The sequence below is a fragment of the Leucobacter tardus genome, from assembly GCF_017583045.1.
Lineage (GTDB): Bacteria > Actinomycetota > Actinomycetes > Actinomycetales > Microbacteriaceae > Leucobacter > Leucobacter tardus.
On sequence record NZ_JAGFBF010000004.1, the window covers coordinates 58,792 to 83,213 of the forward strand.

Genomic DNA, 24,422 nt, shown 5'->3' on the forward strand with positions numbered 1-24,422 from the left:
GATGCAGACCATCTCCGAGGACGCATTCGCGAGACTTCGCGATCTGCGCGCGCACACGCCGAACGGAATCCCCGATGCGCTGGCACGACGGACGCGTCGACACCTGCTTCGCGGCGACGGCCGACTCTTCATCGTCGCCGCCGATCACCCGGCGCGTGGCGCGCTCGCCGTCGGTGCGAATGCGACGGCGATGGCGAATCGGTACGAGTTGCTCGATCGCCTGGCGCTTGCCCTCTCCCGGCCCGGCGTCGACGGCGTGCTCGGGACGCCCGACATCATCGACGATCTCGCCGGCCTCGGTCTCCTCGACGACAAGATTGTCGTCGGCTCGATGAACCGCGGCGGCCTGCGAGGCGCGTCGTTCGAGCTCGACGACCGCTACACCGCGTACGACGTGCCCTCGATGGTCGCGCAGGGCATCGATTTCGCGAAGACGCTGGTGCGCGTCGATCTGAGCGACGCGGGAACGATCGCGACGCTCGAGGCGACGGCGCGTGCCGTGGATGCGGCAGCGAACGCGCGTCTGCCGATCATGCTCGAGCCGTTCATGTCGAACCGCGTGGGGGGCAGGGTCGTGAACGATCTCAGCGCTGAGGCCGTGATCCAATCGACCGCCATCGCCTCGGGACTCGGCAACTCGAGCGCCTCGACCTGGATGAAGCTGCCGGTGGTCGAGAACATGGAGGCGGTGATGGAGGCGACCACGCTGCCGACATTGTTGCTCGGCGGCGACAACGGCGGCGATCCCCAGCAGACGTTCGCCACCTGGGAGCGGGCCCTCGCTCTTCCCGGCGTGCGCGGCCTCACGGTCGGTCGCACGCTGCTGTACCCGGAGGACGGCGATGTCGCCTCCGCAGTCGATACGGCCGCACGCCTCGTGCACCGAGATCTCGACTGAGCATTCCACCGACACTGTTCGCAACACCGAAGGAGCGAAGATGAGCAACGAGCTTCCCACCATTCACAACTGGGTCGACGGTGCACTCAGTACCTCGACGTCGGGCCAGACGGCTCCCGTGTACAACCCCGCGACGGGGCAGGTGCAGGCGCACGTGGCGCTGTCGAGTCAGGCCGAGATCGACGCGGCCATCGACTCCGCGCAGGCCGGCTTCGAGGTCTGGTCGGCCACCTCGATCGCGAGGCGCCAGACAGTGATCTTCAAGTTCCGCGAGTTGCTGAATGAGCGCAAGGCGGAATTGGCCGCGATCATCTCGTCGGAGCACGGCAAGGTCGTCTCCGACGCGATGGGCGAGATTCTGCGTGGTCAGGAGGTCGTCGAGCTCGCGACCGGGTTCCCGCACCTGATCAAGGGCGCGTTCAGCGAGAACGCGTCGACGGGCATCGACGTGTACTCGATCAAGCAGCCGCTCGGCGTCGTCGGCATCATCTCGCCGTTCAACTTCCCGGCGATGGTGCCGATGTGGTTCTTCCCGGTCGCCATCGCGGCGGGCAACGCGGTGATCATCAAGCCGAGCGAGAAAGATCCCTCGGCGTCGATCTGGCTCGCCGAACTGTGGAAGGAAGCAGGTCTTCCCGATGGCGTGTTCACGGTGCTCAACGGCGACAAGCTCGCCGTCGACGGACTGCTGCATTCTCCGGTGGTGCAGTCGATCTCGTTCGTGGGGTCGACCCCGATCGCCCAGTACATCTACGAGACAGCGTCGAAGAACGGGAAGCGGGTGCAGGCGCTCGGTGGTGCGAAGAACCATATGCTGGTGCTGCCGGATGCCGACCTCGACCTCGTCGCCGACCAGGCGATCAATGCCGGGTACGGCGCGGCGGGCGAGCGCTGCATGGCGATCTCCGTCGTTCTCGCGGTCGAACCCGTCGCAGATGAGTTGATCGCGAAGATCACCGAGCGCATCGGCAACCTGAAAATCGGGAACGGCGCCGGTGGTCCCGACGGCGAGCCCGATATGGGGCCGCTCATCACTGATGCGCACCGCGAGAAGGTGTCGGGATACGTCGACATCGCTGAGGCCGACGGCGCCAAGATCGTCGTCGATGGTCGCAACTTCCGGGTCGACGGGCACGAGGACGGCTTCTTCTTCGGGCCCACGCTGATCGACGAGGTGCCGACGACCTCGCGCGCCTATCAGGAGGAGATCTTCGGACCGGTACTGGAGGTGGTGCGCGTGCAGACCTTCGAGGAGGGCGTCGCGCTCATCAACTCCGGCCAGTTCGGCAACGGCACCGCGATTTTCACCAACGACGGCGGCGCCGCGCGCCGGTTCCAGCACGAGATTCAGGTCGGCATGATCGGGATCAACGTACCGATCCCCGTGCCGGTGGCGTACCACTCGTTCGGCGGGTGGAAGGCGTCGCTGTTCGGCGACGCGAAGGCATACGGCGTGCACGGGTTCGAGTTCTTCACCCGGGAGAAAGCCATCACATCGCGGTGGTTGGATCCGGCAACGCACGGCGGCATCAACCTCGGATTCCCGCAGAACGACTAAGTCGGCTTGAGCACCGACGCACCAGCACGCACGGCTGAGGAGGACGACATGACGCAGGATGCACAGCAGTGGTTTCACCGCCGCGGCGAACTGGCCGCGGAGGGGTGGGAGACGGTAGTCGATGAGCGGACGCCGGGGTGGGAGCACACCGGACTGCGGGTCGGTCGACTGTCCGCCGGCGAATCGCTCGAGCTCACGGGCGTCGGCGTCGAGCGCCTGGTCGTGCCGCTCAGCGGACCGCTGTCGGTGACCCACATCGAGAACGGGGCCGCGCAGGTGACCGAGCTCACCGGACGCGCTTCGGTGTTCGACGGACCCACCGACGTGCTCTATCTCTCGGCTGCGACGGAGGGGAGCGTCACCGCGGGTGTCGATGCGTCGGGCGACGTGCGGTTCCTCGTCGCGACCTCGCCGACCGACATCGTCCGGCCCACGCGCTACATGTCCGTGGCAGAAGTGCCCGTCGAGCTGAGAGGTGCGGGGGCGTCGAGCCGGCAGGTCCACAATTTCGGTCGCCAGGAGTCGCTCGATGCCGCACGGTTCATCGTGGTGGAGGTGATCACTCCGGCCGAGAACTGGTCCTCGTACCCGCCGCACAAGCACGACGAGCATGTGCCTGGCCACGAGTCGGAGCTTGAAGAGATCTACTACTTCGAGACCGCGCCCGTGCGCGATGCCCCGGAGGGTGTGCGCGAAGAGGATGCCTTCGGCATGTTCAGCACCTATTCGTCATCGGCCGGCGAGATCGAGATCGATGCGCGAGTGCGGACCGGCGACGTGGCGCTCGTGCCCTACGGGTACCACGGTCCCGCCGTGGCCGCGCCGGGGTACGACATGTACTACCTCAACGTGATGGCCGGTCCAGACCCCGAGCGGTCGTGGAACATCAGCGATGACCCCGCGCACGGCTGGGTCCGCGACACCTGGGAGGGGCAGGACCTCGATACGCGCCTCCCGTTCACCGCAGCACAGCAGTAGGCCCGAAGGGATCCGATATGAGCACGCGTCGCATGACGGTCAGCCAGGCACTCGTCGAGTTCTTGGCGAATCAGTGGACGGTCGACACGGCCGCCGACGGCACCGAGATCCGTGAGCGCACGATCCCCGGGATGTTCGGCATCTTCGGGCACGGCAACGTTGCAGGCATCGGACAGGCACTGAAGCAGGTCAACGTCGAGAACCCCGATCTCATGCCGTACCACCAGGCGCGGAACGAGCAAGCCATGGTGCATCAGTCGGTCGGTTACGCCCGCATGCACCGGCGACGCGGCACCTACGCCTCGGCGGCCTCGGTCGGGCCCGGCGCGACGAATCTGCTCACGGGGGCGGCGCTCGCGACGACGAACCGCCTCCCCGCGCTGCTCCTGCCGAGCGACACGTTTGCGACGCGGACGCCCGACCCCGTGCTGCAGCAGCTCGAGCAGCCGCACGACATCGGCCTCACGGTGAACGACGCGTTCCGTCCGCTCTCGAAGTTCTTCGACCGGGTGCAGCGGCCAGAACAACTCTTCTCCATCGCGCTGAGCGCCATGCGCGTGCTCACCGATCCGGCGGAAACCGGAGCGGTCACCATCGCGCTCCCGGAGGACGTCCAGGCAGAGGCGATGGATGTACCCGAGGCGTTTCTGCAACCGCGCGAATGGCGGATTCGCCGCCCGGTGCCCGAACGCGCCGCGCTCGCCGCAGCGGTCGCGGCGATACGCGCGGCGGAACGACCGGTGATCATCGCGGGTGGCGGAGTGCTCTACTCGGGCGCCGAGGAGCAGCTGCGCGCCTTCGTCGAGGCCACCGGCATTCCGGTCGGCACATCGCAGGCGGGCGGTGGCGCGCTCCCGTGGGATCATCCGCAGTACGTCGGCGGGATCGGTGCGACCGGCACGCTCGCCGCGAACCGCCTCGCCGCCGAGGCCGACCTCGTCATCGGCATCGGCACGCGCTACAGCGACTTCACGACCGCTTCGCGGACCGCGTTCCAGAACCCCGGTGTGCGATTCGTGAACGTGAACGTGGCCTCGTTCGACGCCTACAAGCACGGTACGCAGATTCCGGTCGTCGCGGATGCGCGCGAGACGCTCACGGCGCTGAGCGAAGCGCTCGTCGGCCTCGGTGTCAGTGATGCCTACGCGGATCGCATCGCGGCCGAGAACGCCGAGTGGGATGGACTCGTCGACGAGTCGTTCACGGCATCGGGGCTCGAACTGCCCGGCCAGCCCGAGATCATCGGGGCGGTGCAGCGTGCGAGCGCCCCGGCAGATGTCGTCGTCCAGGCGGCGGGATCTCTTCCAGGAGACCTGCACAAGCTGTGGCGGGTCCGCGACCCGCTCGGCTATCACGTCGAATACGCGTACTCCTGCATGGGATATGAGATCGCGGGCGGGTTGGGGGCGAAGCGCGGCCTGCTCGCCGACGGTGACCATCGCGATGTCATCGTGATGGTGGGCGACGGCTCGTACCTGATGCTCAACTCCGAGCTCGTCACGGCGGTCGCCGAAGGGATCAAGCTCATCGTGGTCCTGATTCAGAACCACGGCTATGCATCGATCGGGCACCTCTCCGAGACCGTCGGGTCCGAGCGCTTCGGCACGTGGTACCGGGAGTACGACGCGTCGGCCCGGAACTTCCAGAGCGGCGACCCGCTGCCGGTCGATCTCGCGGCGAACGCGCGCAGCTACGGCCTCGATGTCATCGAGGTCGAACCCTCCGAGCGAGCGATCATCGACCTGCGCGAGGCCGTGACGACCGCGAAGGCGTCGGATCGTTCCACGCTCATCCACATCAACAGCGATCCGCTGATCTACGCCCCTGACGGGGCCGGGTGGTGGGACGTGCCGGTGCCCCAGGTGTCGACGCTCGAGTCGACCCAGCGCGCTCGCGATGAGTACGAGGAGCAAGTCGCCTCTCAGCGCCCGCTGCTCGGATAGGGTGCGGAGAAGCCCTCGCAGAACCATGATCATATGTCTGAACAAAGTCGGCGAATTGCGCTAGGCTGGACTCGTGCCCACGGAGGCATCAGAGAGGATGTGCAGAGGTGAACGCTGACGTCAACCCGCAGGAGCAGGGGCTCCGCATCGGAACCGCGCCCGACTCGTGGGGCGTGTGGTTTCCCGACGACCCGCAGCAGGTTCCGTGGGACCGCTTTCTCGATGAGGTCGTCGCCGCCGGCTACGAGTGGATCGAGCTCGGTCCGTACGGCTATCTGCCGACCGACCCGCACCAGTTGGCGGATGAGCTCGGCAGTCGCGGGCTGAAGCTGTCGGCCGGGACCGTGTTCACCGGGTTCCACAAGGGTGACGACCAATGGCAGCGGGCCTGGGATCAAGCACTCGCGGTGGCCGGCCTCGCTTCGCAGCTCGGAGCTGAGCACCTCGTCGTCATCCCTGATCTGTGGCGCAGCGACGCCACGAGTGAAGTGCTGGAGTCCCGCACGCTGACCGATGAGCAGTGGACGAAGCTCGGCGCCGGTCACGATCGTCTCGGCAAGGCTCTGCTCGAGGAGTTCGGGGTGAAGCAGCAGTTCCATTCGCACGCCGACAGTCACATCGGGACGACGCGCGAGGTCAATCGGTTCCTCGATGAGACCGATCCCCGCTACACCAACCTCTGCCTCGACACCGGTCACTTCGCCTACTACGGTGGCGATAACCTGCGGCTCGTCGAGGAGCGTCCGGATCGGATCGGATACCTGCATCTGAAGCAGGTCGATCCGACCCTGCTCTTCGACGTGCTCAAGAACGACCAGCCATTCGCCGCCGCCGTGGCCGACGGCATCATGATCGAGCCGCCGTACGGGGTGCCCGACCTGGCGCCGATCATCGAGGCGGTGGCGCGGATCGATCCCGACATCTTCGCGATCGTCGAGCAGGACATGTACGGGTGCGCGGTCGACCGGCCGCTGCCGATCGCCACGCGCACGCGCGAGCACATCTTCGGGTGCACGCATCTGGCGCGCATCTCCTGACCGCGGTTCGATCGGCCGCAGCAGTAATCACACAACGAGCAAAGGAGTCGTCATGGTTCAGGATCTCCGGATCGCCGTCGTCGGCGCCGGCCGCATGGGGTCGGATCACATCCAGCGCATCACGCGTGTCGTGAGCGGCGCGTACGTTTCGGCCATCGTCGAGCCCGACGCGGGACGCGCGCAGGCGGCGGCGGCCGAGGCGCCCGGTGCTGCTGTGTTCAGTCGGATCGAGGAGGCGATCGCCGCTGAGGCGATGGACGCCGTTCTCGTGTCCACTCCGGGTCAGTTCCATGCGCCCGTGCTCGAGCCGGCGCTCGAGGCTCGATTGCCGATCCTGTGCGAGAAGCCGCTCACCCAGGACTCCGCATCCTCGCTCGACATCGTCGAGCTCGAACAGCGACTCGATCGCCCCCACATCCAGGTCGGGTTCATGCGTCGGTTCGACGACGAGTACGCTCAGCTCCGCGAACTGGTCGCCTCGCGGGCCAGCGGCGAACTCATGATGGTGCGGGCGGCGCACCGCAACCCCGACGTGCCCGAGCAGTACACGCAGAACATGCTCATCACCGATTCCGTGGTGCACGAGTTCGACGTGCTGCCCTGGGTCGCGGGGTCACGTGTCGTGAGCGTCGAGGTCAAGTACCCACGACGCAACTCGCTCGCCCTTTCGCACCTGCGCGAGCCGATCCTGGTCATTATGGAGCTCGAGAACGGAGTGCTGATCGACCTCGAAATGAACGTGAACGTGCAGTTCGGGTACCAGGTCACCACCGAAGCGGTCTTCGAGCGCGGTATCGCCCGCACCGGGGAACCCTCGGGGATGCAGGTGTGGCGCGATGGTCGAGTGTCGACGACCGAGCACACCGGATTCGAGACGCGCTTCGCTCGCGCGTATGACGCGCAGGTGCAGCGCTGGGTGGACGCGGTGCGCGACGGGCGCCTGGTCGACGGTCCGAACGCATGGGACGGCTACCTGGTCGCGCTCTGCTGCGAAGCGGGTGTCCGTGCGCTCACCGACGGCGGGGTCCAGTCCGTTGTCGCCCCCGAGCGCCCAGCGTTCTACGCCTGAATCGCAGCACACCGAACACCGAGGAGCCCTCATGGCACGCATCGCACTCGATCCGACGCCGTACAACGCGACGGTGCACCTGCTCGACTTCCCCGACCTCGTGGCTCGGCTCGGGTACGAGTACCTACAGCTCACCCCGAATCCCGACTTCGGCAGACACTTCCACCACCCGAAGGTCGACAGCGACCTCATCGCGAAGTTGAAGAAGCGATCACGCGATGCGGGGGTCACGATCACCTCGGTGCTGCCGGTGCAGCGCTTCGGCGGACCCGAAGAGCACCAGGTGCAAGCGGCGATCACCAACACGACCCGATACATCCAGATCGCCGCCGAGCTCGAGGCACCGATCGTGAACACGGAGTTCTCGGGGAGACCCGAGCAGGAGGAGGAATCCGAGTTCGCGTTCTACCGCTCCATGGAAGCGCTGATTCCCGTGCTCGAGCGCGAGGGCGTGAGCATGAACTTCGATCCGCACCCCGATGACTTCGTCGAGGACGGCCTCGAGGCGTGGCGCATCATCCGTGGACTGAACTCGGACCGCATCGGCTTCGTCTACGTCGGTGCCCACACGTTCCACTATGGTGATCGTGCGCGCACGTTGATCCCCGAGCTGGGCGACCGCCTGCGCGCGGTCTACGTGTCGGACACGTTCGACCACACGCGCTCGAACGGACTCCGCTACATCACGAACCCTCCGGGCAACGCGGTCCGGGTGCACCAGCACCTCCGGGTCGGCGACGGCGACGTGAACTGGCAGGAGCTGTTCAGTACGCTGCGTGCATCGGGATATCTCGAGGACCCGAACGCCCTGTTCGTCTCGAACGTCTTCGCCGAAGACGAGTACGCCGACGAGGTGTCGCGATTCCAGCTCGCGAAGATTCGCGAACTCATCGAATCGGCGGCTTGAATCGCTAGCGTGAGGACATGACCACTACGATTCGACTCAATAACGGCACCCAGATTCCGCACATCGGGTTCGGCACGTTCCCGCATGACGGGGAGGACTCCGCCGAGCCGACGCGTCACGCGATCGAGGTCGGCTATCGGTTGATCGACACGGCGCTCCGCTACGAGAATGAGCGGAGCGTCGGAGCGGGGATTCGAGCATCCGGAGTGACCCGCGATGAGATCGTTGTGACGTCGAAGCTCCCGGGGCGGCATCACGGTCGCGATGAAGCCAGAGTCGCGGTCCGGGAGTCGCTCGAGCACCTCGGTCTCGAGCGCATCGACCTCTACCTGATCCACTGGCCGCTGCCGAAACTCGATCGCTACGTCGACACCTGGAAGACGCTCATCGAACTGCGCGATGAGGGGGTCCTCGGGTCGATCGGGGTCTCGAACTTCACCTCGGAGCATCTGGATCGTCTGGTGACCGAGACCGGCGTCGTGCCCGCGGTCAATCAGATCGAGATGCACCCATACTTCCCGCAGGTCGATCAGCGGCGGGCCCACGCCGAGCTCGGTATCGTCACCGAGTCCTGGAGCCCGTTGGGGCGCGGGGGAGGCGTCCTGTCGGAACCCGTGGTGCTCCGAGCTGCGGATGCGCACGGGGTGACCCCGGCGCAGGTGGTGCTGCGCTGGCACGTGCAGCTCGGAACGGTGCCGATCCCGAAGTCGCGCAGTATCGAGCGGCAGCTTGAGAATCTCGCTATCCACGGCTTCACGTTGAGCGACCAGGAGGTGGCGAGTGTGACCGCACTCGGTCGACCGGACGGACGCATCGCGGGTCAGGATCCCGATGCCTATGAGGAGTTCTGATGCGGCGGGTAGCAGTATGCTGCACCTCACTTGATGTGAATTGACTATATGTCTTAACAATGTTAGGGTGACCTGGAGCGCTCCACAACCGGAGGTGGGGCGACTGCCGAAGGAGGCGAGATGTCATCAGGAACATCGCATGATCATGCGAGCACACTGCCGCCGTTGACCGCGGGGCCGCACCGCAAGCGGCTCGGATTCGTCGCGCTGATCGCGACCTTCGGCGGATTGCTCTTCGGCTACGACACGGGCGTGATCAACGGAGCGTTGATCCCGATGTCGGAAGAGCTGGGCCTGAGTTCCTTCACCGAGGGCATCGCGACGAGCTCCCTCATCTTCGCGGCGGCCGTCGGCGCCATGCTCGGGGGGCGTCTCTCCGATGGGTGGGGGCGGCGAAAGACGATCATCCTGCTCGCCGTGCTGTTCTTCGTGGGCACGGTCGTCGTCGTGGTCACACCCGGCCTCTGGGTGCTCGTAGCCGGACGCATCCTGCTCGGTCTCGCCGTCGGTGGCGCCTCGACCGTCGTACCGGTCTTCCTCGCCGAACTCGCCCCCTACGAGATCCGAGGTTCTCTCGCCGGACGCAACGAACTCATGATCGTGACCGGGCAGCTCGTCGCATTCGTCGTGAACGCCATCATCGGCAACCTGTTCGGCCACATCGACGGGGTCTGGCGCATCATGTTCGCGATCTGCGCGATCCCCGCCATCGCGCTGTTCATCGGCATGCTCCGCGTGCCGGAATCGCCCCGCTGGCTCGTCGATAAAGGCCGCCACGGCGAAGCGCTCGCCGTGCTCAAGACCGTGCGGAGTGCAGAGCGAGCGGAAGCCGAGATCGGCGACCTCGAGCAGGTCGTCGCTGTCGAGGACTCCCGGCAGCAGCTGGGGTGGCGAGCCGTGTTCAGCAACAAGAACCTCGTCAAGATTCTGCTCATCGGTATCGGGATCGGCGTGGCCCAGCAGCTCACCGGCATCAACTCGATCATGTACTTCGGTCAGACGGTGCTCATCGAGTCGGGCTTCGACCGGAGCGCCGCCCTCATCGCCAACGTGGCTCCCGGTGTCATCGCGGTGATCGGCGCGTTCATCGCCCTCGCGATGATGGACCGCGTCGATCGGCGCAAGACGTTCATCATCGGCCTGACGTTGACGACGACCTGCCACCTACTCATCGGGCTCGCGTCCATGCTCCTTCCCGACGGCAACCCGATGCGTCCCTGGGTCATCCTGTTCCTGGTCGTGGCCTTCGTCGGGTCGATGCAGACGTTCCTGAATGTGGCGGTGTGGGTCTACCTCTCCGAGATCTTCCCGCTGCACATGCGCGGCTTCGGAATGGGCGTCGCAGTCTTCGTCCTCTGGGTGACGAACGGCTTCCTCTCCCTGTACTTCCTGTCGCTCGTCGACGCGGTCGGCATCAACGGGACGTTCTTCCTCTTCGCCATCGTCGGAGCGCTGGCGCTCGCGTTCGTGTGGCGGTTCGTGCCCGAGACGCGCGGTCGCACGCTCGAAGCACTCGAGGAAGACGTGACGACCGGCGCGATCTACCTGCGCTGACCGCGAGGGGTTACGCCGGAAGCGCGGTCTCGATCGCCCCGATGATCTCAGGATCATCGGGGCGAGTTCGCGACCGGAATCGACTGACAGTGCCATCCCTCCTGATCAAGAACTTCTCGAAGTTCCACTTCACCCGGCCATCCTTACCGTTCGCATCGCGGGCGTCATGCAGTTCGGCGAAGAGCGGGTGCTGGTGGCGACCGTTCACCTTCACCTTCTCCATGAGGGGGAAGGTGGTGCCGTAGGTGACGGAGCAGAACTCCTGAATCTCGCCCTCACTGCCCGGCTCCTGCCCGAGGAACTGATTGCACGGGAACCCCAGCACGCTGAACCCGCGCGGGCCGTAGCGCTTCTGCAGTTCTTCGAGCTGCTCGTACTGCGGAGTGAAGCCGCACTTCGACGCCACGTTCACGACCAGCACGACCTGGTCGGCATAGTCGGCGAGGGACGTCGATGCGCCATCGATGGTGGTCAGCGGAATATCGCGGAGGTTCATGACGTCAGCGTACGCCCACCTCGACCGATCTGCGCTCAGCATCGCTCCGGCGGGCGGCATCGAGTACTGCGACGGTGTGCAGCGCCTCGTCGAGACGCACGGGCAGCGGTCCGTCTTCGGCGAGAGCGCGGTGCAGCCTGCGGTAGAACTCGGTGTGATCACCCGGGATCGCGGGAATGACGCGCTCACCGTCCGCGGTGGAGAGCACGCCCCACCGGTCCGGATCCTCGGCGCCCCAGGTGTCTCCCGCCGCGCGGACAGTCACCGGGCGCAGCCCAGCGAGCGCATCGTCGGCCTGCACGTCGCGCATGCGCGAGGCGTACGACCCCCGCGACCCGTAGACGATCATGCCCCGTTCGGCGCGGTACCCGAGTTTGCTCGACGAGACAGAACTGTACGCGCCCGAAACGTGGTGCAGGCCGAGGGCGAACCCCACGTCGACGCGGGCATGATCCGCATCGACCCAGTCGAGATGCGCGTCGACGCGCGCGACCGGTCCGAGTGCTTGAATCGCCTGATCGACGACGTGCGCGCCGAGATCGCGGAGCAGGCCATCACCGACACCCGGCTCGAGGCTGCCAGGCTCGTCCTGGTCGAGAATGAACGTTGCGCGCGCAGGCGTCCCCAGCTCACCGGACGTGAGTACGGACTGCAGCGTGACGAAGTCGGTGTCCCAGCGTCGGTTGTGGAACACGGTGAGCACCTTGCCTGCGGCGTCGGCTGCGTCGGCGAGCTCCTGCGCCGTCTCCAGATCGGGCGCGAACGGCTTATCGGCGACGACGTGGACGCCGCGTTCGAGGGCGCGAAGCACCAGTTCGCACCGCGTCGACGGGGGAGTCGTGATCACGACCACTTCGGCTCCCGCGTCGATGACGGCATCGAGGGAATCCATCGCCGGAACGCCCGGTGCCTCGCCCGCGAGCGAGGAGCAGCGTTCGGGGGAACGCGTCACGACGCCGACGAGCTTCCACTCGGGAGCCGCCTGGATGTAGGGCAGGTGGAAGAACTGGCCGCCCGAGCCGAATCCGACGAGTCCGAGGCGCATGGGGTCTCCTTCAGGTGGTGTGCGTGCGATCAGGGGAGGGGGCGTGCCAGGAGCGCGCTTCAGTGCGGGGTTCTGTGCAGAATAGCGTCCGATAGCGCACAGAATCCCGCACTCGGCGGTCAGGCGAGGGGTGTCGTCCGCCCCTCGTGACCAGCAGGCGGGGAGGCGGTTGGCCGCCGGGGTGGAGGCTGGCTAGTCGAGTGCCGCGTCGGCGTCGCGCAGCACCCGCGCAGCGACCTCGAGACCTTCGATCCGGCCGAGGGACACGTCTTCATGTTCGATGTTCACCCACATGTCGGGGTCGACCTCGCGGAGGGCGCGCAAGAAATCCGTCCAGAACGCCGTGTCGTGACCTCGACCGAGTGCCACGAAGTCCCACGCCGACTCCTTCGGCCACTCGTTCGCCCACTCGTCACCACCGAGGTTCGTGCGCGGTTCGTCGGGCGAGAGCCGGCGGAACGAGTTGTCGAGCACCCCGTTGATCGCCGCGACCTCGGGATTCACCCGCACGTCCTTCGCTGCGGCGTGGAAGACGAGTTCCCCGAGATGCCGCACGACCGCGACGGGGTCCATCTGCTGCCAGAACAGGTGGGACGCATCGAGTTCGACCCCGACGTGCGTGGCGCCCGTGAGCTCGATGAGCCGGTGCACGTCGGCCGAGTTGAAGACGAGGTTCTGCGGGTGCAGCTCGAGCGCGACCTTGACGCCGTGGTCCGCGGCGAACCGATCGATCTCGCGCCAGAACCGCGCGGCGATGTCCCATTGGTAGTCGAGGACATCGAGTGCGGCCGAGTTCCAGGCGTTGACGATCCAGTTGGCGACGGTCGCGCCGGGCTCGCCCCCGGGAAGACCGGACATGGTGACGACGCGGTCCTGACCGAGTCGTGCGGCGAGCTCGATGGAACGTCGCACGTCGGCCGCGTGCGCGTCGCCGATCGCTGTCTTCGGGTGCAGCGGGTTTCCGTTGCAGTTGAGGCCGGCGATCGAGACACCGGTACCGGCGAACTGGCCCAGGAATTCGTCTCTCGCCGCGTCCGAAGCAAGGATCTGGTCGCGGTTCGGCAGGTGTGCCGGAGGGAGGAAGCCACCCGAGTTGAGTTCGATTCCGGTGAGGCCGAGGTTCGATACGACCTCGAGCGCTTCAGACAGCGAGCGGTCGTGCAGGATCGCGTTGTAGACGCCGAGTTTCACGATGTTCAGTGCTCCTTCACTGTGACGGTGGCGCCGCCCTGTGCGGCGGACTCCGCCACGGCGGCGAGGAACTCCATGTTGTGGACACCGTCATCGAATGTCGCGCAGCGGGGGAGCGACTCGCTCTCCGGGATACCCGCCACTTCTTCGAGGAACGCGCGTGCCTGGTGGACGAAGAGGTCGTTCTGCCCGACCCCGACTCCCGGGGCGTCCATCGCCCAGCCGCCGGCGAAGCCGGGGTGCGCGGGTCCGAGCTGCACCGTCCGGTATCCGGTGAGGGCATCGTCGTCATCGTGCACGATCACCTGCACCTCACCCGGGTGTCGCTGGTCCCAGCGCGCAGCACCGTTCGACCCGAACACCTCGAACATGAGCGACGTGGGGTGTCCGGCGGCGACGCGAGACACCTCGAGCGTGCCGACCCCGTGCGCGAATCGGGCCGAGAACGCGGCGTAGTCCTCGTTCTCGACCGGCGCGGTCTCATCGCTCACGTTGCCGCGAGTATGTCCGACGACGGCGCCGAGCGGTTTCGGTCGTTCGGTGATCGAGGTGTGGAAACGTCCGCCCGAAACCTCGATGACGTCGCCGCTGATGAATTCGGCCACGTACGACAGGTGGCTGCCGACGTCGCCGAGCGCGCCGGATCCCGGACCACCCTGGTAGCGCCAGCTCATGGGCGCATCCGGTCGGCAGGCGTAGTCGGTCCAGTAGCGTCCGGAGAAGTGGAGGATCTCGCCGAGTCGTCCGGATTGCACGAGTTCGCGGATGAACGCGATACCGGGAGCGCGTCGGAAGCTGTAGCCGATGCGCGCGAGCACGCCGCGGTCGGACGCGGCTCGCGCGGACTGCGCCATGGCGCGCGCGTCTGCGATGGAGTCGCTCAGCGGCTTCTCGCACAGCACGTGCTTGCCGGCGGCGAGGAGCGCCTCGACGATCTCGCGGTGCAAGAAGTTCGCGACGACGACGCTCACGACGTTGATGCGGTCGTCGTCGAGGATCGCGCGCCAGTCCGCGTCGTGGCGTTCGAACCCGTACCGCGCCGCCGTCTCGGCACCGAGCTCGGTGTTGATGTCGGCGATGGAGACCAAGCGGATCGACGGCAGCGTCGGGCGATACACCGTGGATGCCGCTCGGTACGCGGCCGCGTGCGCCTTTCCTGCCATGCCCGCCCCGATGACGGCGACGCCCAATGAATCGGTCATAGTGTTCCTCCGTGCTCCTCTGCACCGCGGACGCTCCGGTATTGGAGCGCTCCATAATGCAGCGTACGGCGCATCTCGCGGCACGTCAATACGGGGACGGAACGCGTCCGTTGGAGTGCGGCTGTGCCAGGATTGAGCATCATCGACAGACATGGCGAAGGAGCACGCATGGGAACCGCACCGACGATTTACGACGTCGCCGAGCGTGCGGGCGTGTCGAAGTCGCTCGTGTCCCTGGTGCTTCGCGGCTCCGCGCAGGTGAGCGAGGAGCGGCGAGAAGCCGTGCTCACGGCGGTCAGCGAGCTCAACTACACCCCGAGTCGCCTCGCCGCTGGTCTGGCCGGAACGCGCACGCGCAACATCGGTGTCGTCGTCGATGATTTCACGAACCTCTGGTTCGCCCCGGCGCTCGCCGGTATCCGGGAGGCGCTGCAGGCGGGCGGCTACTCGATCAGCATCTCCGATACGGCGCTCAATGCGCACCTCGACCTCGACCCGCTCGAGGTGTTCCGCTCGCTGCGGGTCGATGGGGTGATCCTCGCCGGCGAAGTCTCCGACGAAGCGGCGCGTCGACTCGGCATTCCAGCGGTCGTGCTGGGCACGCGCGCCGTTCAGCCCGACAACGTGCCAGTGATCTCGAGCGACGAAGTCGCGGGCGGCCGTCTCGCCGCCGAGCACCTGATCGGACTCGGGCATCGTGAAGTGACGTTCATTTCCGCCCCGGGTGCCACGGCCGCGGCACGGGAGCGCGGGTACCGCGAGGCGATGGGCGCAGCGGGACACCCGGCGGTCGTCGCACCGGGTGCGGGCACGACCGAGATCGCCGGTCGTGAAGCGACTGCCGTTCTGCTCGAGCGAGGCGGTCGCCCCACGGGGCTGGTCACCGCCAACGACCGCATGGCGGTCGGGGCACTCGGTGCTCTGCATCGCGCCGGGCTCAGCGTGCCCGCCGATGTGTCACTCGTGGGGTACGACAACTCGCCGCTGGCCGCCTACGACTGGGTGTCCCTGACCACGGTCGATCCCGACTCGGCCACGGTCGGCCGGTCGGCCGGGGACGCGCTCATTGACCTCATCGAGGGAGCGTCATCCGACGCCGCGATGGTGCTGCTGGAGCCCCGCGTCGTCGTGCGGGACTCCAGCGGTCCGGTTCAGTAGACGATCCCGAACACCCACACCGCGAGGGTCATCGTGGTCAGGCTGATCAGCACGATGCCGGCAAGATTCAGGAAGACGCCGGCCTTCGCCATCTGGCCGATGCTGACGTAGCCGGTGCCGTACACGACGGCATTCGGGGGAGTCGCGACCGGGAGCATGAAGGCGCATGTGGCCGCAAGAGCAACCGGGATCGTGAGCAGCATCGGATCCACCCCGATGCCGATCGCGATGCCTCCGACGAGCGGCAAGAAGGTCGCGGCGGTGGCAGTGTTCGAGGTGATTTCGGTGAGGAAGAGGATCGCGGCCGCGAGAATCACCACCATCAGGACGACGGGAAGACCACCGATCCCCGCCGAAACCTCGCCGATCCAATCGGTGAGACCCGAGCTCGAGAACTGGCCCGACAGCGCGAGCCCGCCGCCGAACAGCAGCAGCACGCCCCAGGGGAGCTTGACCGCCGACTCCCAGTCGAGCAGTCGAACGCCTCTGGCGGCCCCTGCGGGAATGAGGAAGAGCAGGAGGCCGGCGGTCATCGCGATGCCGGCGTCTGAGATCGGCGGCTCCTCGAAGAGCAGTGGGATCGCGATCCAGCTCACCGCCGCGAGGGTGAAGATCGCGAGAACGAGCTTTTCACCGGTGGAGACGGGTCCGAGCTTCGCGATCTCGCCGCGGATGACCTCGCGGCCGCCGGGGATCGTGGTCACCTCGGGCTTGTAGAGCACCTTGACCAGCAGCCACCAGGTGAACGCGAGCATGATGATCGAGAGGGGCATGCCCACGAGCATCCACTGGCCGAAGCCGATGTTGATGTCGTGCTCCTGGCTGAGGTATGCGGCGAGCAGTGCGTTCGGCGGCGTGCCGATCAGCGTGCCGAGCGATCCCAGTGAGGCAGCATAGGCGATGCTGAGCATCAGCGCGGTTCCGAACTTCGTCTTCAGTGCGCCGGCTGCGCCTGAGCCCTTTTCGATGACACCCTTGCGCTCCATCGCCTCACTCACCAGCTCGAGCACTGAGAGGCCGATCGGCAGCATCATCACTGCCGTCGCGGTGTTCGACACCCACATCGAGAGGAATCCGGTGGCGACCATGAAGCCCGCGATGAGTGCTGCGGTGCGCTCACCCATCGCATTCAGCACCAGCAGTGCGATTCTGCGGTGCAGATTCCACCGCTGCATCGCCAGGGCGATCATGAATCCGCCCATGAAGAGGAAGATGATGTTGTTGCCGTAGCTCGCTCCGACGGAGTCGACCGTGACCGGGCTCTCTTCGGTTCCGGTTGCCAGAAGCGGGAAAGCCACGAGCGGCACGAGGGCGGTCGCGGGGATCGGGAGCGCCTCCGTCATCCACCACACCGCCATCAAACCGGCGATCGCGGCGGTCAGCCTGGCATCATGCGGAACATCGTCCGGCATGATCGTGTAGAGGAGGGCGGCGAGAATCAATCCACCGGCGAAGCCGAGCCATCGTGTGCTCGCGGTCCTGGGCGAGAGGCCCTCTGCCCGCTCACCGGGGGACTGGAGCTGAATCTCCGTGTTCGTGGTGGGTAACGGGGACATATGCGACGCGCGTTCGCCGGCTGGGCGTGAGCCAGACATCTCGATGCTCCTTTGAATCGGGTGCCGCGGGACCTGCCACGGGCACGTTCATTGTCATCACAGGTTCGGACCGCACCGCAACCTTCGCGCGCATCCCGGGGACGTGCTTACCCGGCCACGACCTCGATCGCACCTCGAACGATGGCGGCGGCGCCGCCCAGCGCGGCAAGGGTCAGCGCGAGTCGACGTGCAGCGTGCACTGAGACGTGTCGGACCAGTGCCGTGCCGATCATGATGCCGATCACGACCGTCGTGGGAATGCCGATGATGAGCCCGATCAGCGGCAGTTCGAGCGCGGCATGCTCGCCCACTGAGCCGACGACGAGTTTCGAGGTCACCGATGCGGCTCCCATCGTCATGAAGATCGGTTGCAGCGTTGCCGAGAATTTCAGCTGATCCCACCGTGAAACACGTGAGTAGATCACCATCACCGGCGCCGCGACACCGGATGTCGTGTTGAAGAAACCGCCGAAGAAACCGGCGATCACCGCGGCCGACCGGTGCTTCCACTCGGGGAGGCGACGCATCGTGACGGTGACCAGGAGGGCGAGGACTACGAGCGACCCGAGCATGATCGAGAGCCATCCGGACGGAAGGGCACTCACCAGCCAGGCGCCCGGCCACGCACCGATGACGGCCGCCGGAGCGATGAAGAGGTACGCCCGCCAGTCGATGCGGGTCCACACGGCGAACATGATGAGCAACCCGGACACGATGGTCGTCATGTTGGTCACCAGAACTCCGAAAGCGGGGCCCAGGAGGAGCGAGAGGACCGGGGCGACGACGAGGCCGACACCGGTGCCGGACAGGCGCTGCAATACCGTTCCGATGAGTACCGCCGCGGCGATGATCAGCGCTGTTCCGAGAAGACCCACGTTCGGCAGTCTACTCACGCGGGAGATGCGCGAATGTCTTGACAAATATTGTACCGGCCTCCATACTCTTGAAACGTACCTCATTGAATACGTTTTAATCGAGACAAAGGTGTCTAGTGACGACGACAATCCTCATCCCCGACCCGAATGAGCGCGCTCGGGCAGGCCGACGTCGAAAGTCCCGGGGCGGGCGGACGCCGTTCCGCTACCGCTTGCGTCTCTACGCGCAGAACCCAGTGGTCACCATCGGTGTCCTGGCGCTGATGCTCTTCGCCTACTTGATCGTCGCGCCGATCGTCTCTCTGCTCATCGATAGTGCGGTGGTGCATCGTCAGGACACGGGGATCACGCAGCAGGACGAGGGGACGCTGACCTCCTACTATCTCTGGCGCGTATTCGCCTCACCACAAGCGGTGAGTATCTTCTGGGACCCGCTGGGCAACACGTTGCTGATCGCCGTGTGCAGCATCGTTCTCGCGCTCGTCATCGGTATCTCGGTCGCGTGGCTGATGGTTCGGACGAACATGTGGGGGCGCAAGTGGTTCGCCACCGCGCTCATCGTGCCCTACATGCTCCCGGCGTGGACGTTCGCCCTGGCGTGGGTCACGATGTTCAAGAACCGCACCACGGGCGGTCAGCCCGGCTGGCTCGAGAACCTGGGGTTCACGGTGCCGAACTGGATGTCGTACGGGCAGTTCCCGATCATCCTGATCTTCGCGATCCACTTCTCGCCGTTCGTGATCCTCCTCGTCGGGAACGCACTCAAGCGTTTCGACGCCACACTCGAGGAGTCGTCGCGCCTGCTCGGAGCGTCGCGGGTGCGCACCACGTTCACCATCGTTCTCCCGATCCTGAGGCCCGCCCTGATTTCGGCCGTGACACTGATCCTCGCCAAAGTGCTCGGGGAGTTCGGGGTGGCCTATGTGCTCGGACTGCCGGTGAACATGAATGTGCTCGCCACGAGTCTGTACCGCAACATCTACAGCGACCAGAGCGGATCAGCGGCGGTCTTGGTGGCGGTCATCGTGCTCATCGGCGCGATCTCGCTGTGGGTCGACATGCACTTCTTGCGCGAGGCGAAGCGGTTCGTGACCATCTCGGGGAAGAGCGGAGCCAGCAATGCGGTCACCGAACTGCGTTCATCTCGGATCTTGGCCACACTGTCATGCACCGTCCTGTTCCTGGTGAGCGTCGCCATTCCGATCCTGGTGCTCGCGCTCTCGACGGTGATGCGTCAGCCGGGCATCTTCCGTTCCGAGAACTTCACGCTCGCGTTCTGGACGGGCCGGGATCTGCCGACGATCGGGTTCCCCGATGGCGTCCTGTTCAACGAAGAAGTCTGGGGTGCCGCCTGGAACAGCGTGTGGATCGTCGGGCTCGCGGCGACGATGGCCGGCATCATGGGTCTCATCGTCGGATACGTGGTGGTGCGCTCGCCGTCGAGGTTTGTCTCCGGGGCACTCAGGCAGATGGTGTTCTTCCCGTATCTCGTCCCCGGTATCGCGTTCGCGGTGGCGTACTTGTCGCTCTTCTCGGTGCAGCGGGGGCCCGTCCCCGCGCTGTACGGAACGGCGGCGATCCTGGTGCTCATCTATTTCACCGAGCAGATGCCGTTCGCGTCTCGGGCGGGGATCTCGTCGATGATGCAGCTCGGATCCGACCCGGAAGAAGCGGCGCAGATGTCCGGCGCCGGTTGGTGGCGTCGGTTCTTCACTGTCGTGCTGCCGATCCAGAAGGGCGCGCTCGCGACGGGAATGGTGATGGCGTTCATCTCGGGCATCAAGAGCTTGTCGCTCGTGGTGATTCTCGCCGTGCCGGGGATGGACGTGCTGACCACGCTATCAATCCGTCTCCTCGACATCGGCTATTCGCAGGCGGGGAACGCAGTCGTGCTGCTTGTCGCGGCGATCGCGTTCATCGGCACCTACAGCGTGCAAAAGATCATGAAGACTGACCTGGCTCAGGGAATCGGAGGCTGACCATGCCCACCATCACGCTCGACAACGTCGAGAAGAACTACGGGGGAGAGACGAACGCGGTGGAAGGGCTCGACTTGACCATCAACGACGGAGACTTCATGTGTCTCTTGGGCCCTTCCGGGTGCGGGAAGACCACGACCGTCCGCATGATCGCCGGCCTCGAGAACATCACTGACGGCAGCATTCGGATCGGCGACCGCGTGGTCGATGAGCCGAGCGCTCAGACCTTCGTGGCTCCCGAAAAACGCGACATCGGCTTGGTGTTCCAGAACTACGCGCTCTGGCCGCACCTGAGCGTCGCTGACAACGTCGATTACGGTTTGAAGCTGCGCAAGCTGCCGAAGACGGAGCGCACGGAACGAGTGGCCCGGATGACGGAGAAGCTGGGCATCGCGCCGTACCGGGACCGCTACCCCTCACAGCTCTCCGGTGGGCAGCAGCAGCGCGTGGCGCTCGCACGCATGCTGGCGGTGAATCCGCAACTGATGCTGTTGGACGAGCCGCTGTCGAACCTCGATTCCCGGTTGCGTCTCGAGATGCGAGCGGAGCTGAAGCGCATTCACGCCGAGTTCAACGCCACGGTCGTGTTCGTGACTCACGATCAGTGGGAGGCGATGACGCTGGCCACGCGAGTGGCCGTCATGAATCAGGGGGTGCTGCAACAGGTCGGCTCGCCCATGGATATCTATGACCGGCCCGTGAACCGCTTCGTCGCGAACTTTCTGGGGGTCCCCCCGATGAACTTCGTCGAGATGACGGAGGCAAGCCCGCAGCGGGAATCGGTTGTCGCATTCCTCGGTCGCCGCGTGCCGGCTCTTGATGAGATCGGGTCGATCGGTGTCAGGCCGGAGTCGCTGATCATCGAGCCGTCCGGGACGACATCTGCGTCCGAGCATCTGGTGCTTCCCGGTCGGATCGAATCGGTGATGCCCACCGGTGGCAGCTGGACCGTGGAGACGGCCGTGGGAACGCAACGCGTCTACGCGACGACGCTGCAGCGCGGTGCGCTCCACACCGGGGACGACGTCGATCTCGTCGCCCAGGCAGCGAGCGTGCACGTCTTCGATCGCAACGAACAACGAGTAAAGGTGGACCAGTCATGACCGATATCCGTACTCTCTCCGACTTCACGAAGCGGATCGCGCTCGAGGCGGGAGGCATTGCCATGGAGGGCTTCCGCTATCGCGACCTCGGGATCGACCTGAAGAAGGACTTCCACGACATGGTCACCCAGTACGACCGTGCCTGTGAAACGCACATCCGGAGCGAGATCCTGAAGTACTACCCCGACTCGACCATCGTGGGAGAGGAGGAGGGGTCGACGACGGGTACCGGGAGTCTGGCCTGGCATATCGATCCCATCGACGGGACCGCGAATTTCGCGCGCGGCGTCGCGATGTGGGCAGTCAGTATCGGCGTGATGCTCGACGGAGAGCCGGTGGTCGGGGTGGTCTACGACCCGCCGAACGACCACCTCTTCTGGGCTGACGATCGGGGCGCCTTCCTCGGTGACGAACCCATGCGCAGTTGGGGCTTTACCGAACCCGCTCAAGCGACCGTCGTCTTGAATTTTCCCCTGCCCCGAGATCTCGTCCATTTTCCGGACTTGGCGCTCAGACAGTTCGCCGAGGCGACCGAACAGTTCGCCCAGGTGCGCGCGCTCGGAAGCAGCTGCATCTCGTTGTGCTGGGTAGCCGCCGGGTGGGTCGACGCAACCATCTCATTCGAGGCGAACTCGTGGGACGTCGCCGCCTCGGCGTACATCATTCGTCAGGCGGGCGGAACGTACCTCACGTACGCCGATGGCGAGCCTCAGCCGCACCACCGCGACTACGAGAACCCCCATTACTATGCGGCGACGCCCGGCGGGAACTTCGAAGTGCTGCACGAAATCATGCGCACCCAGAGCCAGCGTCCGATGCCGGCGACCGCCGCAGCGTGACCGCAGCGAACCAGAAGCACAGAGACAGGAGCTCAACGATGAGACAGCAGATCACGCACCGAGCCGTCGGAGTGGCGGCGCTGACAATCGCATTCGGACTCGGCATCAGCGCGTGCGCCCCTCCAGGAGTGGCGGAAGGTGAGGCGCAGGAAGATGTTCGCGGCGAGGTCGAACTCCAGGCGGACGAAACGGCCGAGGGGTTCGACCTCGAAGCCTTGGTTGAGGCCGCACAGCAGGAAGGGCCGATCACGATCTACGACGAGACCGGAAAAGTCACGCAGATCGCTGAAGCCTTCACTGAGAAGTACGGTATCGATGCGGAAGGCGTCAAAATCGAGACGAACGCCATCGACAAGGTGAAGCGCGAGAGCGCGTCGGGCAACATCATCGCCGACATTCTGGCGATCTCCGAACCGCCCGCGGTGTATACGGAGCTGCTCCGTGACGAGGTGCTCACTAACTGGGTGCCGGGAGACGTGTACGACCAGTTGCCCGAAGAAGCACGGTATCCCTACCTGACCAGCGGAAACTGGCTCTGGTGGAGCTACAACACCGAGGCATACGGCGACACGTGCCCGGTGAGCAATATCTGGGAGCTCACCGATGAGGAGTGGACGGGGAAGGTCGCGATCCCCGATCCCGAGGCGCGCGCCATGTACACGAACATCTGGAACCAGTCGGCGCGCGATCACGCAGACGCATGGGAGGACGCATACGAGAAGCTGTACGGGGAACCTTTGGAAACTGACGAAGAGACGGCGTTCCACGAGTGGCTCAAGCGACTTGCGCAGAACTCACCTGCAGTGTTCAAGAGCGATGAAGAGGTCTCCGAAGCGGTGGGTGCGCCTGGTCAAGAGGATGCGCCGATCGGACAGATGGCGGCGGCGAAGTACCGCAACAACGATGAGAAGGGGTACCAACTCGCCCCCTGCACCGGTCTCGATCCGTACGTTGCGGGACCGATGCCGCAGACCATGGGGTACGTCACCCAGACGGAGAGCCCGAATGCCGCGAAGCTGTACATCCACTTCGCGACTTCACAGGAGGGGATGGAGTTCATCATGCCCGACGGCAAGCGCTCCTACGACCCTCGAGTCGTCGCTCCTGAGGACGCGCACGAGCTCGATCCCCTCATCTCTGCCGAGGTCCAACCGTTCAGTACGTCATACATGGAGGATGACTTCATGAAGACCGTGTCCTGGCAGGATTTTTGGCGCTCGAGTCGCTGACACAGAGTTCCCATGCTCGTGGGGTCGGGCCTCACTCCCTCGACCCCACTAGCATGGGTGCACACTCGGCGATCGACCGAGCCCGGGGGAGGAGTCGCAGTGCGCGTACCTTTCGCTCAGGCCTTCTCGCCGGTGGACCGGTCGTCGTCGATCCCGCTGAATACGCAGATCGTGTTCCAGATCGACGAGGCGGTGAGATTGGGACGAGTGCAACGCGGCGACCTCCTTCCGTCTGAAGAGGAACTGTGCGCGGGATTCGAGGTTGCGCGGTCGACATTGCGCCGAGCCCTCGCCCAGATGGAGTCGACCGGAGTCGTCACGCGCGAGCGGGGACGCGGGAAGGGAACACGCATCGAGACCGTGGCGCCGATCCCGCGAACACCGGGCACTTTCGACACCGTCTACGAGATGATCGCGGCGTCTGCACGGAAGCCGATCACGAGACTGTTGGCGTTCGAGCCCCTCGTCGTCGACGAGGAGTTCTCGGTTACGGCCGGATTCCCGGTGGGCGCGCACATCGTGCACATCCTTCGGCATCGGAGCGCGAATGATGTTCCGATCGCCGCTCTTGAGAATTGGATCCTCGCAACCCACGTTCCGTTCGCATCCCAACGACTCGAGCGGGAGAGCATGGAAGTACTGCTGCGAGAGAGCGGCGTGAGAATTCGATACGCCGAGTTCGAGTTCCGACCGGCGCTCGCGGGCGCGCACGCCGCGTTCTTCGGGGTCGACGCGACCGTACCGGTGATCAACGAGGTTCGCCGTTCGTTCGATGCCGGCGGGCAGTACGAGTACTCGTTCCACTACAGTCACCCGGAGAACGAACGCGTCGGAGGGCGGTCGACTCCGCCGCCGCGGGGGAGCGAGTGAACACGGTCTGGCAGATGACACACCGGTGCGGTACGCTCGCAGTGT

The 24,422-nt window shown here is 65.6% G+C and carries 21 protein-coding genes; 15 read left to right on the forward strand and 6 right to left on the reverse strand.

Annotated elements, in window-relative coordinates; translation table 11 throughout:
* Position 1 precedes the first annotated feature (1 nt).
* From J4H85_RS05825 to J4H85_RS05865, 9 genes are all read left to right on the forward strand, one after another.
* Positions 2-898, forward strand: a complete 897-nt coding sequence (locus J4H85_RS05825; protein WP_208237801.1) for a class I fructose-bisphosphate aldolase — start codon at positions 2-4, stop codon at positions 896-898.
* 40 nt (positions 899-938) lie between these two features.
* Complete coding sequence (locus tag J4H85_RS05830) at positions 939-2,456, forward strand: CoA-acylating methylmalonate-semialdehyde dehydrogenase (protein WP_208237803.1); 1,518 nt, start codon at positions 939-941, stop codon at positions 2,454-2,456.
* 48 nt (positions 2,457-2,504) lie between these two features.
* Entirely contained in the window at positions 2,505-3,434 is a 930-nt protein-coding gene (gene iolB, locus J4H85_RS05835) for a 5-deoxy-glucuronate isomerase (RefSeq protein ID WP_208237805.1), read from the forward strand.
* A 17-nt stretch (positions 3,435-3,451) separates the two neighbouring features.
* Positions 3,452-5,377, forward strand: a complete 1,926-nt coding sequence (iolD, locus tag J4H85_RS05840; RefSeq protein ID WP_208237808.1) for a 3D-(3,5/4)-trihydroxycyclohexane-1,2-dione acylhydrolase (decyclizing) — start codon at positions 3,452-3,454, stop codon at positions 5,375-5,377.
* 107 nt (positions 5,378-5,484) lie between these two features.
* The gene (locus tag J4H85_RS05845; RefSeq protein WP_208237810.1) at positions 5,485-6,414 is read left to right on the forward strand and encodes a sugar phosphate isomerase/epimerase family protein; all 930 of its coding nucleotides are present in this window, start codon (positions 5,485-5,487) and stop codon (positions 6,412-6,414) included.
* 52 nt (positions 6,415-6,466) lie between these two features.
* Positions 6,467-7,483, forward strand: a complete 1,017-nt coding sequence (locus J4H85_RS05850; protein WP_208237812.1) for a Gfo/Idh/MocA family protein — start codon at positions 6,467-6,469, stop codon at positions 7,481-7,483.
* Positions 7,484-7,514: 31 nt separating this feature from the next.
* Positions 7,515-8,390: a sugar phosphate isomerase/epimerase family protein gene (locus J4H85_RS05855; protein WP_208237814.1), complete on the forward strand. Its 876-nt coding sequence runs from the start codon at positions 7,515-7,517 to the stop codon at positions 8,388-8,390.
* Positions 8,391-8,407: 17 nt separating this feature from the next.
* On the forward strand, positions 8,408-9,241 hold the full coding sequence (locus tag J4H85_RS05860; RefSeq protein WP_208237816.1) for an aldo/keto reductase: 834 nt from the start codon (positions 8,408-8,410) through the stop codon (positions 9,239-9,241).
* Positions 9,242-9,361: 120 nt separating this feature from the next.
* Positions 9,362-10,795, forward strand: a complete 1,434-nt coding sequence (locus J4H85_RS05865; protein WP_208237818.1) for a sugar porter family MFS transporter — start codon at positions 9,362-9,364, stop codon at positions 10,793-10,795.
* A gap of 10 nt (positions 10,796-10,805) precedes the next feature.
* Here the strand turns inward: J4H85_RS05865 and J4H85_RS05870 are convergent, their stop codons facing one another.
* The 4 genes from J4H85_RS05870 to J4H85_RS05885 form a co-directional block, all read right to left on the reverse strand.
* Positions 10,806-11,291, reverse strand: coding sequence for a glutathione peroxidase (locus tag J4H85_RS05870; RefSeq protein ID WP_208237820.1), 486 nt, complete (start codon positions 11,289-11,291; stop codon positions 10,806-10,808).
* 4 nt (positions 11,292-11,295) lie between these two features.
* A complete protein-coding gene (locus tag J4H85_RS05875) occupies positions 11,296-12,336 on the reverse strand; it encodes a Gfo/Idh/MocA family protein (protein ID WP_208237822.1) in 1,041 nt (346 codons plus the stop codon).
* Positions 12,337-12,528: 192 nt separating this feature from the next.
* The gene (locus J4H85_RS05880; protein WP_208237824.1) at positions 12,529-13,527 is read right to left on the reverse strand and encodes a sugar phosphate isomerase/epimerase family protein; all 999 of its coding nucleotides are present in this window, start codon (positions 13,525-13,527) and stop codon (positions 12,529-12,531) included.
* Between the two features lie 5 nt (positions 13,528-13,532).
* Positions 13,533-14,729 (reverse strand): Gfo/Idh/MocA family protein, encoded by a 1,197-nt coding sequence (locus J4H85_RS05885; protein ID WP_208237825.1) that lies wholly within the window; start codon positions 14,727-14,729, stop codon positions 13,533-13,535.
* Between the two features lie 168 nt (positions 14,730-14,897).
* Here J4H85_RS05885 and J4H85_RS05890 point away from each other — a divergent pair, with 168 nt between their 5' ends.
* Positions 14,898-15,887, forward strand: coding sequence for a LacI family DNA-binding transcriptional regulator (locus J4H85_RS05890; protein WP_208237826.1), 990 nt, complete (start codon positions 14,898-14,900; stop codon positions 15,885-15,887).
* Here J4H85_RS05890 and J4H85_RS05895 read toward each other — a convergent pair.
* On the reverse strand, positions 15,881-17,443 hold the full coding sequence (locus tag J4H85_RS05895; protein ID WP_208237827.1) for an SLC13 family permease: 1,563 nt from the start codon (positions 17,441-17,443) through the stop codon (positions 15,881-15,883). The two genes, J4H85_RS05890 and J4H85_RS05895, sit on opposite strands and share 7 nt — an antisense overlap.
* Positions 17,444-17,589: 146 nt before the next feature.
* Positions 17,590-18,357: a TSUP family transporter gene (locus J4H85_RS05900; RefSeq protein ID WP_307863448.1), complete on the reverse strand. Its 768-nt coding sequence runs from the start codon at positions 18,355-18,357 to the stop codon at positions 17,590-17,592.
* 116 nt (positions 18,358-18,473) lie between these two features.
* On the opposite strand from J4H85_RS05900, the gene J4H85_RS05905 reads away from it, so the two are divergent.
* The 5 genes from J4H85_RS05905 (at position 18,474) to J4H85_RS05925 (ending at position 24,377) form a co-directional block, all read left to right on the forward strand.
* Positions 18,474-20,336, forward strand: coding sequence for an ABC transporter permease (locus J4H85_RS05905; protein WP_208237829.1), 1,863 nt, complete (start codon positions 18,474-18,476; stop codon positions 20,334-20,336).
* A gap of 2 nt (positions 20,337-20,338) precedes the next feature.
* Complete coding sequence (locus J4H85_RS05910; RefSeq protein ID WP_208237830.1) at positions 20,339-21,439, forward strand: ABC transporter ATP-binding protein; 1,101 nt, start codon at positions 20,339-20,341, stop codon at positions 21,437-21,439.
* Positions 21,436-22,278 carry an inositol monophosphatase family protein gene (locus tag J4H85_RS05915; protein WP_208237831.1) on the forward strand — a complete coding sequence of 281 codons (843 nt, stop codon included), beginning with the start codon at positions 21,436-21,438 and terminating at the stop codon, positions 22,276-22,278. Before J4H85_RS05910 ends, J4H85_RS05915 begins: the two co-directional genes overlap by 4 nt.
* A 38-nt stretch (positions 22,279-22,316) precedes the next feature.
* Positions 22,317-23,507 carry an ABC transporter substrate-binding protein gene (locus tag J4H85_RS05920; RefSeq protein ID WP_208237832.1) on the forward strand — a complete coding sequence of 397 codons (1,191 nt, stop codon included), beginning with the start codon at positions 22,317-22,319 and terminating at the stop codon, positions 23,505-23,507.
* Positions 23,508-23,606: 99 nt separating this feature from the next.
* The gene (locus J4H85_RS05925; RefSeq protein ID WP_208237834.1) at positions 23,607-24,377 is read left to right on the forward strand and encodes a GntR family transcriptional regulator; all 771 of its coding nucleotides are present in this window, start codon (positions 23,607-23,609) and stop codon (positions 24,375-24,377) included.
* Positions 24,378-24,422: the final 45 nt, after the last annotated feature.

Bases quoted from the DNA above. Each gene is read 5' to 3' on its own strand.
- J4H85_RS05825 (WP_208237801.1), top strand. From the start codon at position 2: ATGCAGACCATCTCCGAGGACGCATTCGCGAGACTTCGCGATCTGCGC.
- J4H85_RS05830 (WP_208237803.1), top strand. From the start codon at position 939: ATGAGCAACGAGCTTCCCACCATTCACAACTGGGTCGACGGTGCACTC.
- iolB (WP_208237805.1), top strand. From the start codon at position 2,505: ATGACGCAGGATGCACAGCAGTGGTTTCACCGCCGCGGCGAACTGGCC.
- iolD (WP_208237808.1), top strand. From the start codon at position 3,452: ATGAGCACGCGTCGCATGACGGTCAGCCAGGCACTCGTCGAGTTCTTG.
- J4H85_RS05850 (WP_208237812.1), top strand. From the start codon at position 6,467: ATGGTTCAGGATCTCCGGATCGCCGTCGTCGGCGCCGGCCGCATGGGG.
- J4H85_RS05855 (WP_208237814.1), top strand. From the start codon at position 7,515: ATGGCACGCATCGCACTCGATCCGACGCCGTACAACGCGACGGTGCAC.
- J4H85_RS05860 (WP_208237816.1), top strand. From the start codon at position 8,408: ATGACCACTACGATTCGACTCAATAACGGCACCCAGATTCCGCACATC.
- J4H85_RS05865 (WP_208237818.1), top strand. From the start codon at position 9,362: ATGTCATCAGGAACATCGCATGATCATGCGAGCACACTGCCGCCGTTG.
- J4H85_RS05870 (WP_208237820.1), bottom strand. From the start codon at position 11,291: ATGAACCTCCGCGATATTCCGCTGACCACCATCGATGGCGCATCGACG.
- J4H85_RS05875 (WP_208237822.1), bottom strand. From the start codon at position 12,336: ATGCGCCTCGGACTCGTCGGATTCGGCTCGGGCGGCCAGTTCTTCCAC.
- J4H85_RS05885 (WP_208237825.1), bottom strand. From the start codon at position 14,729: ATGACCGATTCATTGGGCGTCGCCGTCATCGGGGCGGGCATGGCAGGA.
- J4H85_RS05890 (WP_208237826.1), top strand. From the start codon at position 14,898: ATGGGAACCGCACCGACGATTTACGACGTCGCCGAGCGTGCGGGCGTG.
- J4H85_RS05895 (WP_208237827.1), bottom strand. From the start codon at position 17,443: ATGTCCCCGTTACCCACCACGAACACGGAGATTCAGCTCCAGTCCCCC.
- J4H85_RS05910 (WP_208237830.1), top strand. From the start codon at position 20,339: ATGCCCACCATCACGCTCGACAACGTCGAGAAGAACTACGGGGGAGAG.
- J4H85_RS05915 (WP_208237831.1), top strand. From the start codon at position 21,436: ATGACCGATATCCGTACTCTCTCCGACTTCACGAAGCGGATCGCGCTC.
- J4H85_RS05920 (WP_208237832.1), top strand. From the start codon at position 22,317: ATGAGACAGCAGATCACGCACCGAGCCGTCGGAGTGGCGGCGCTGACA.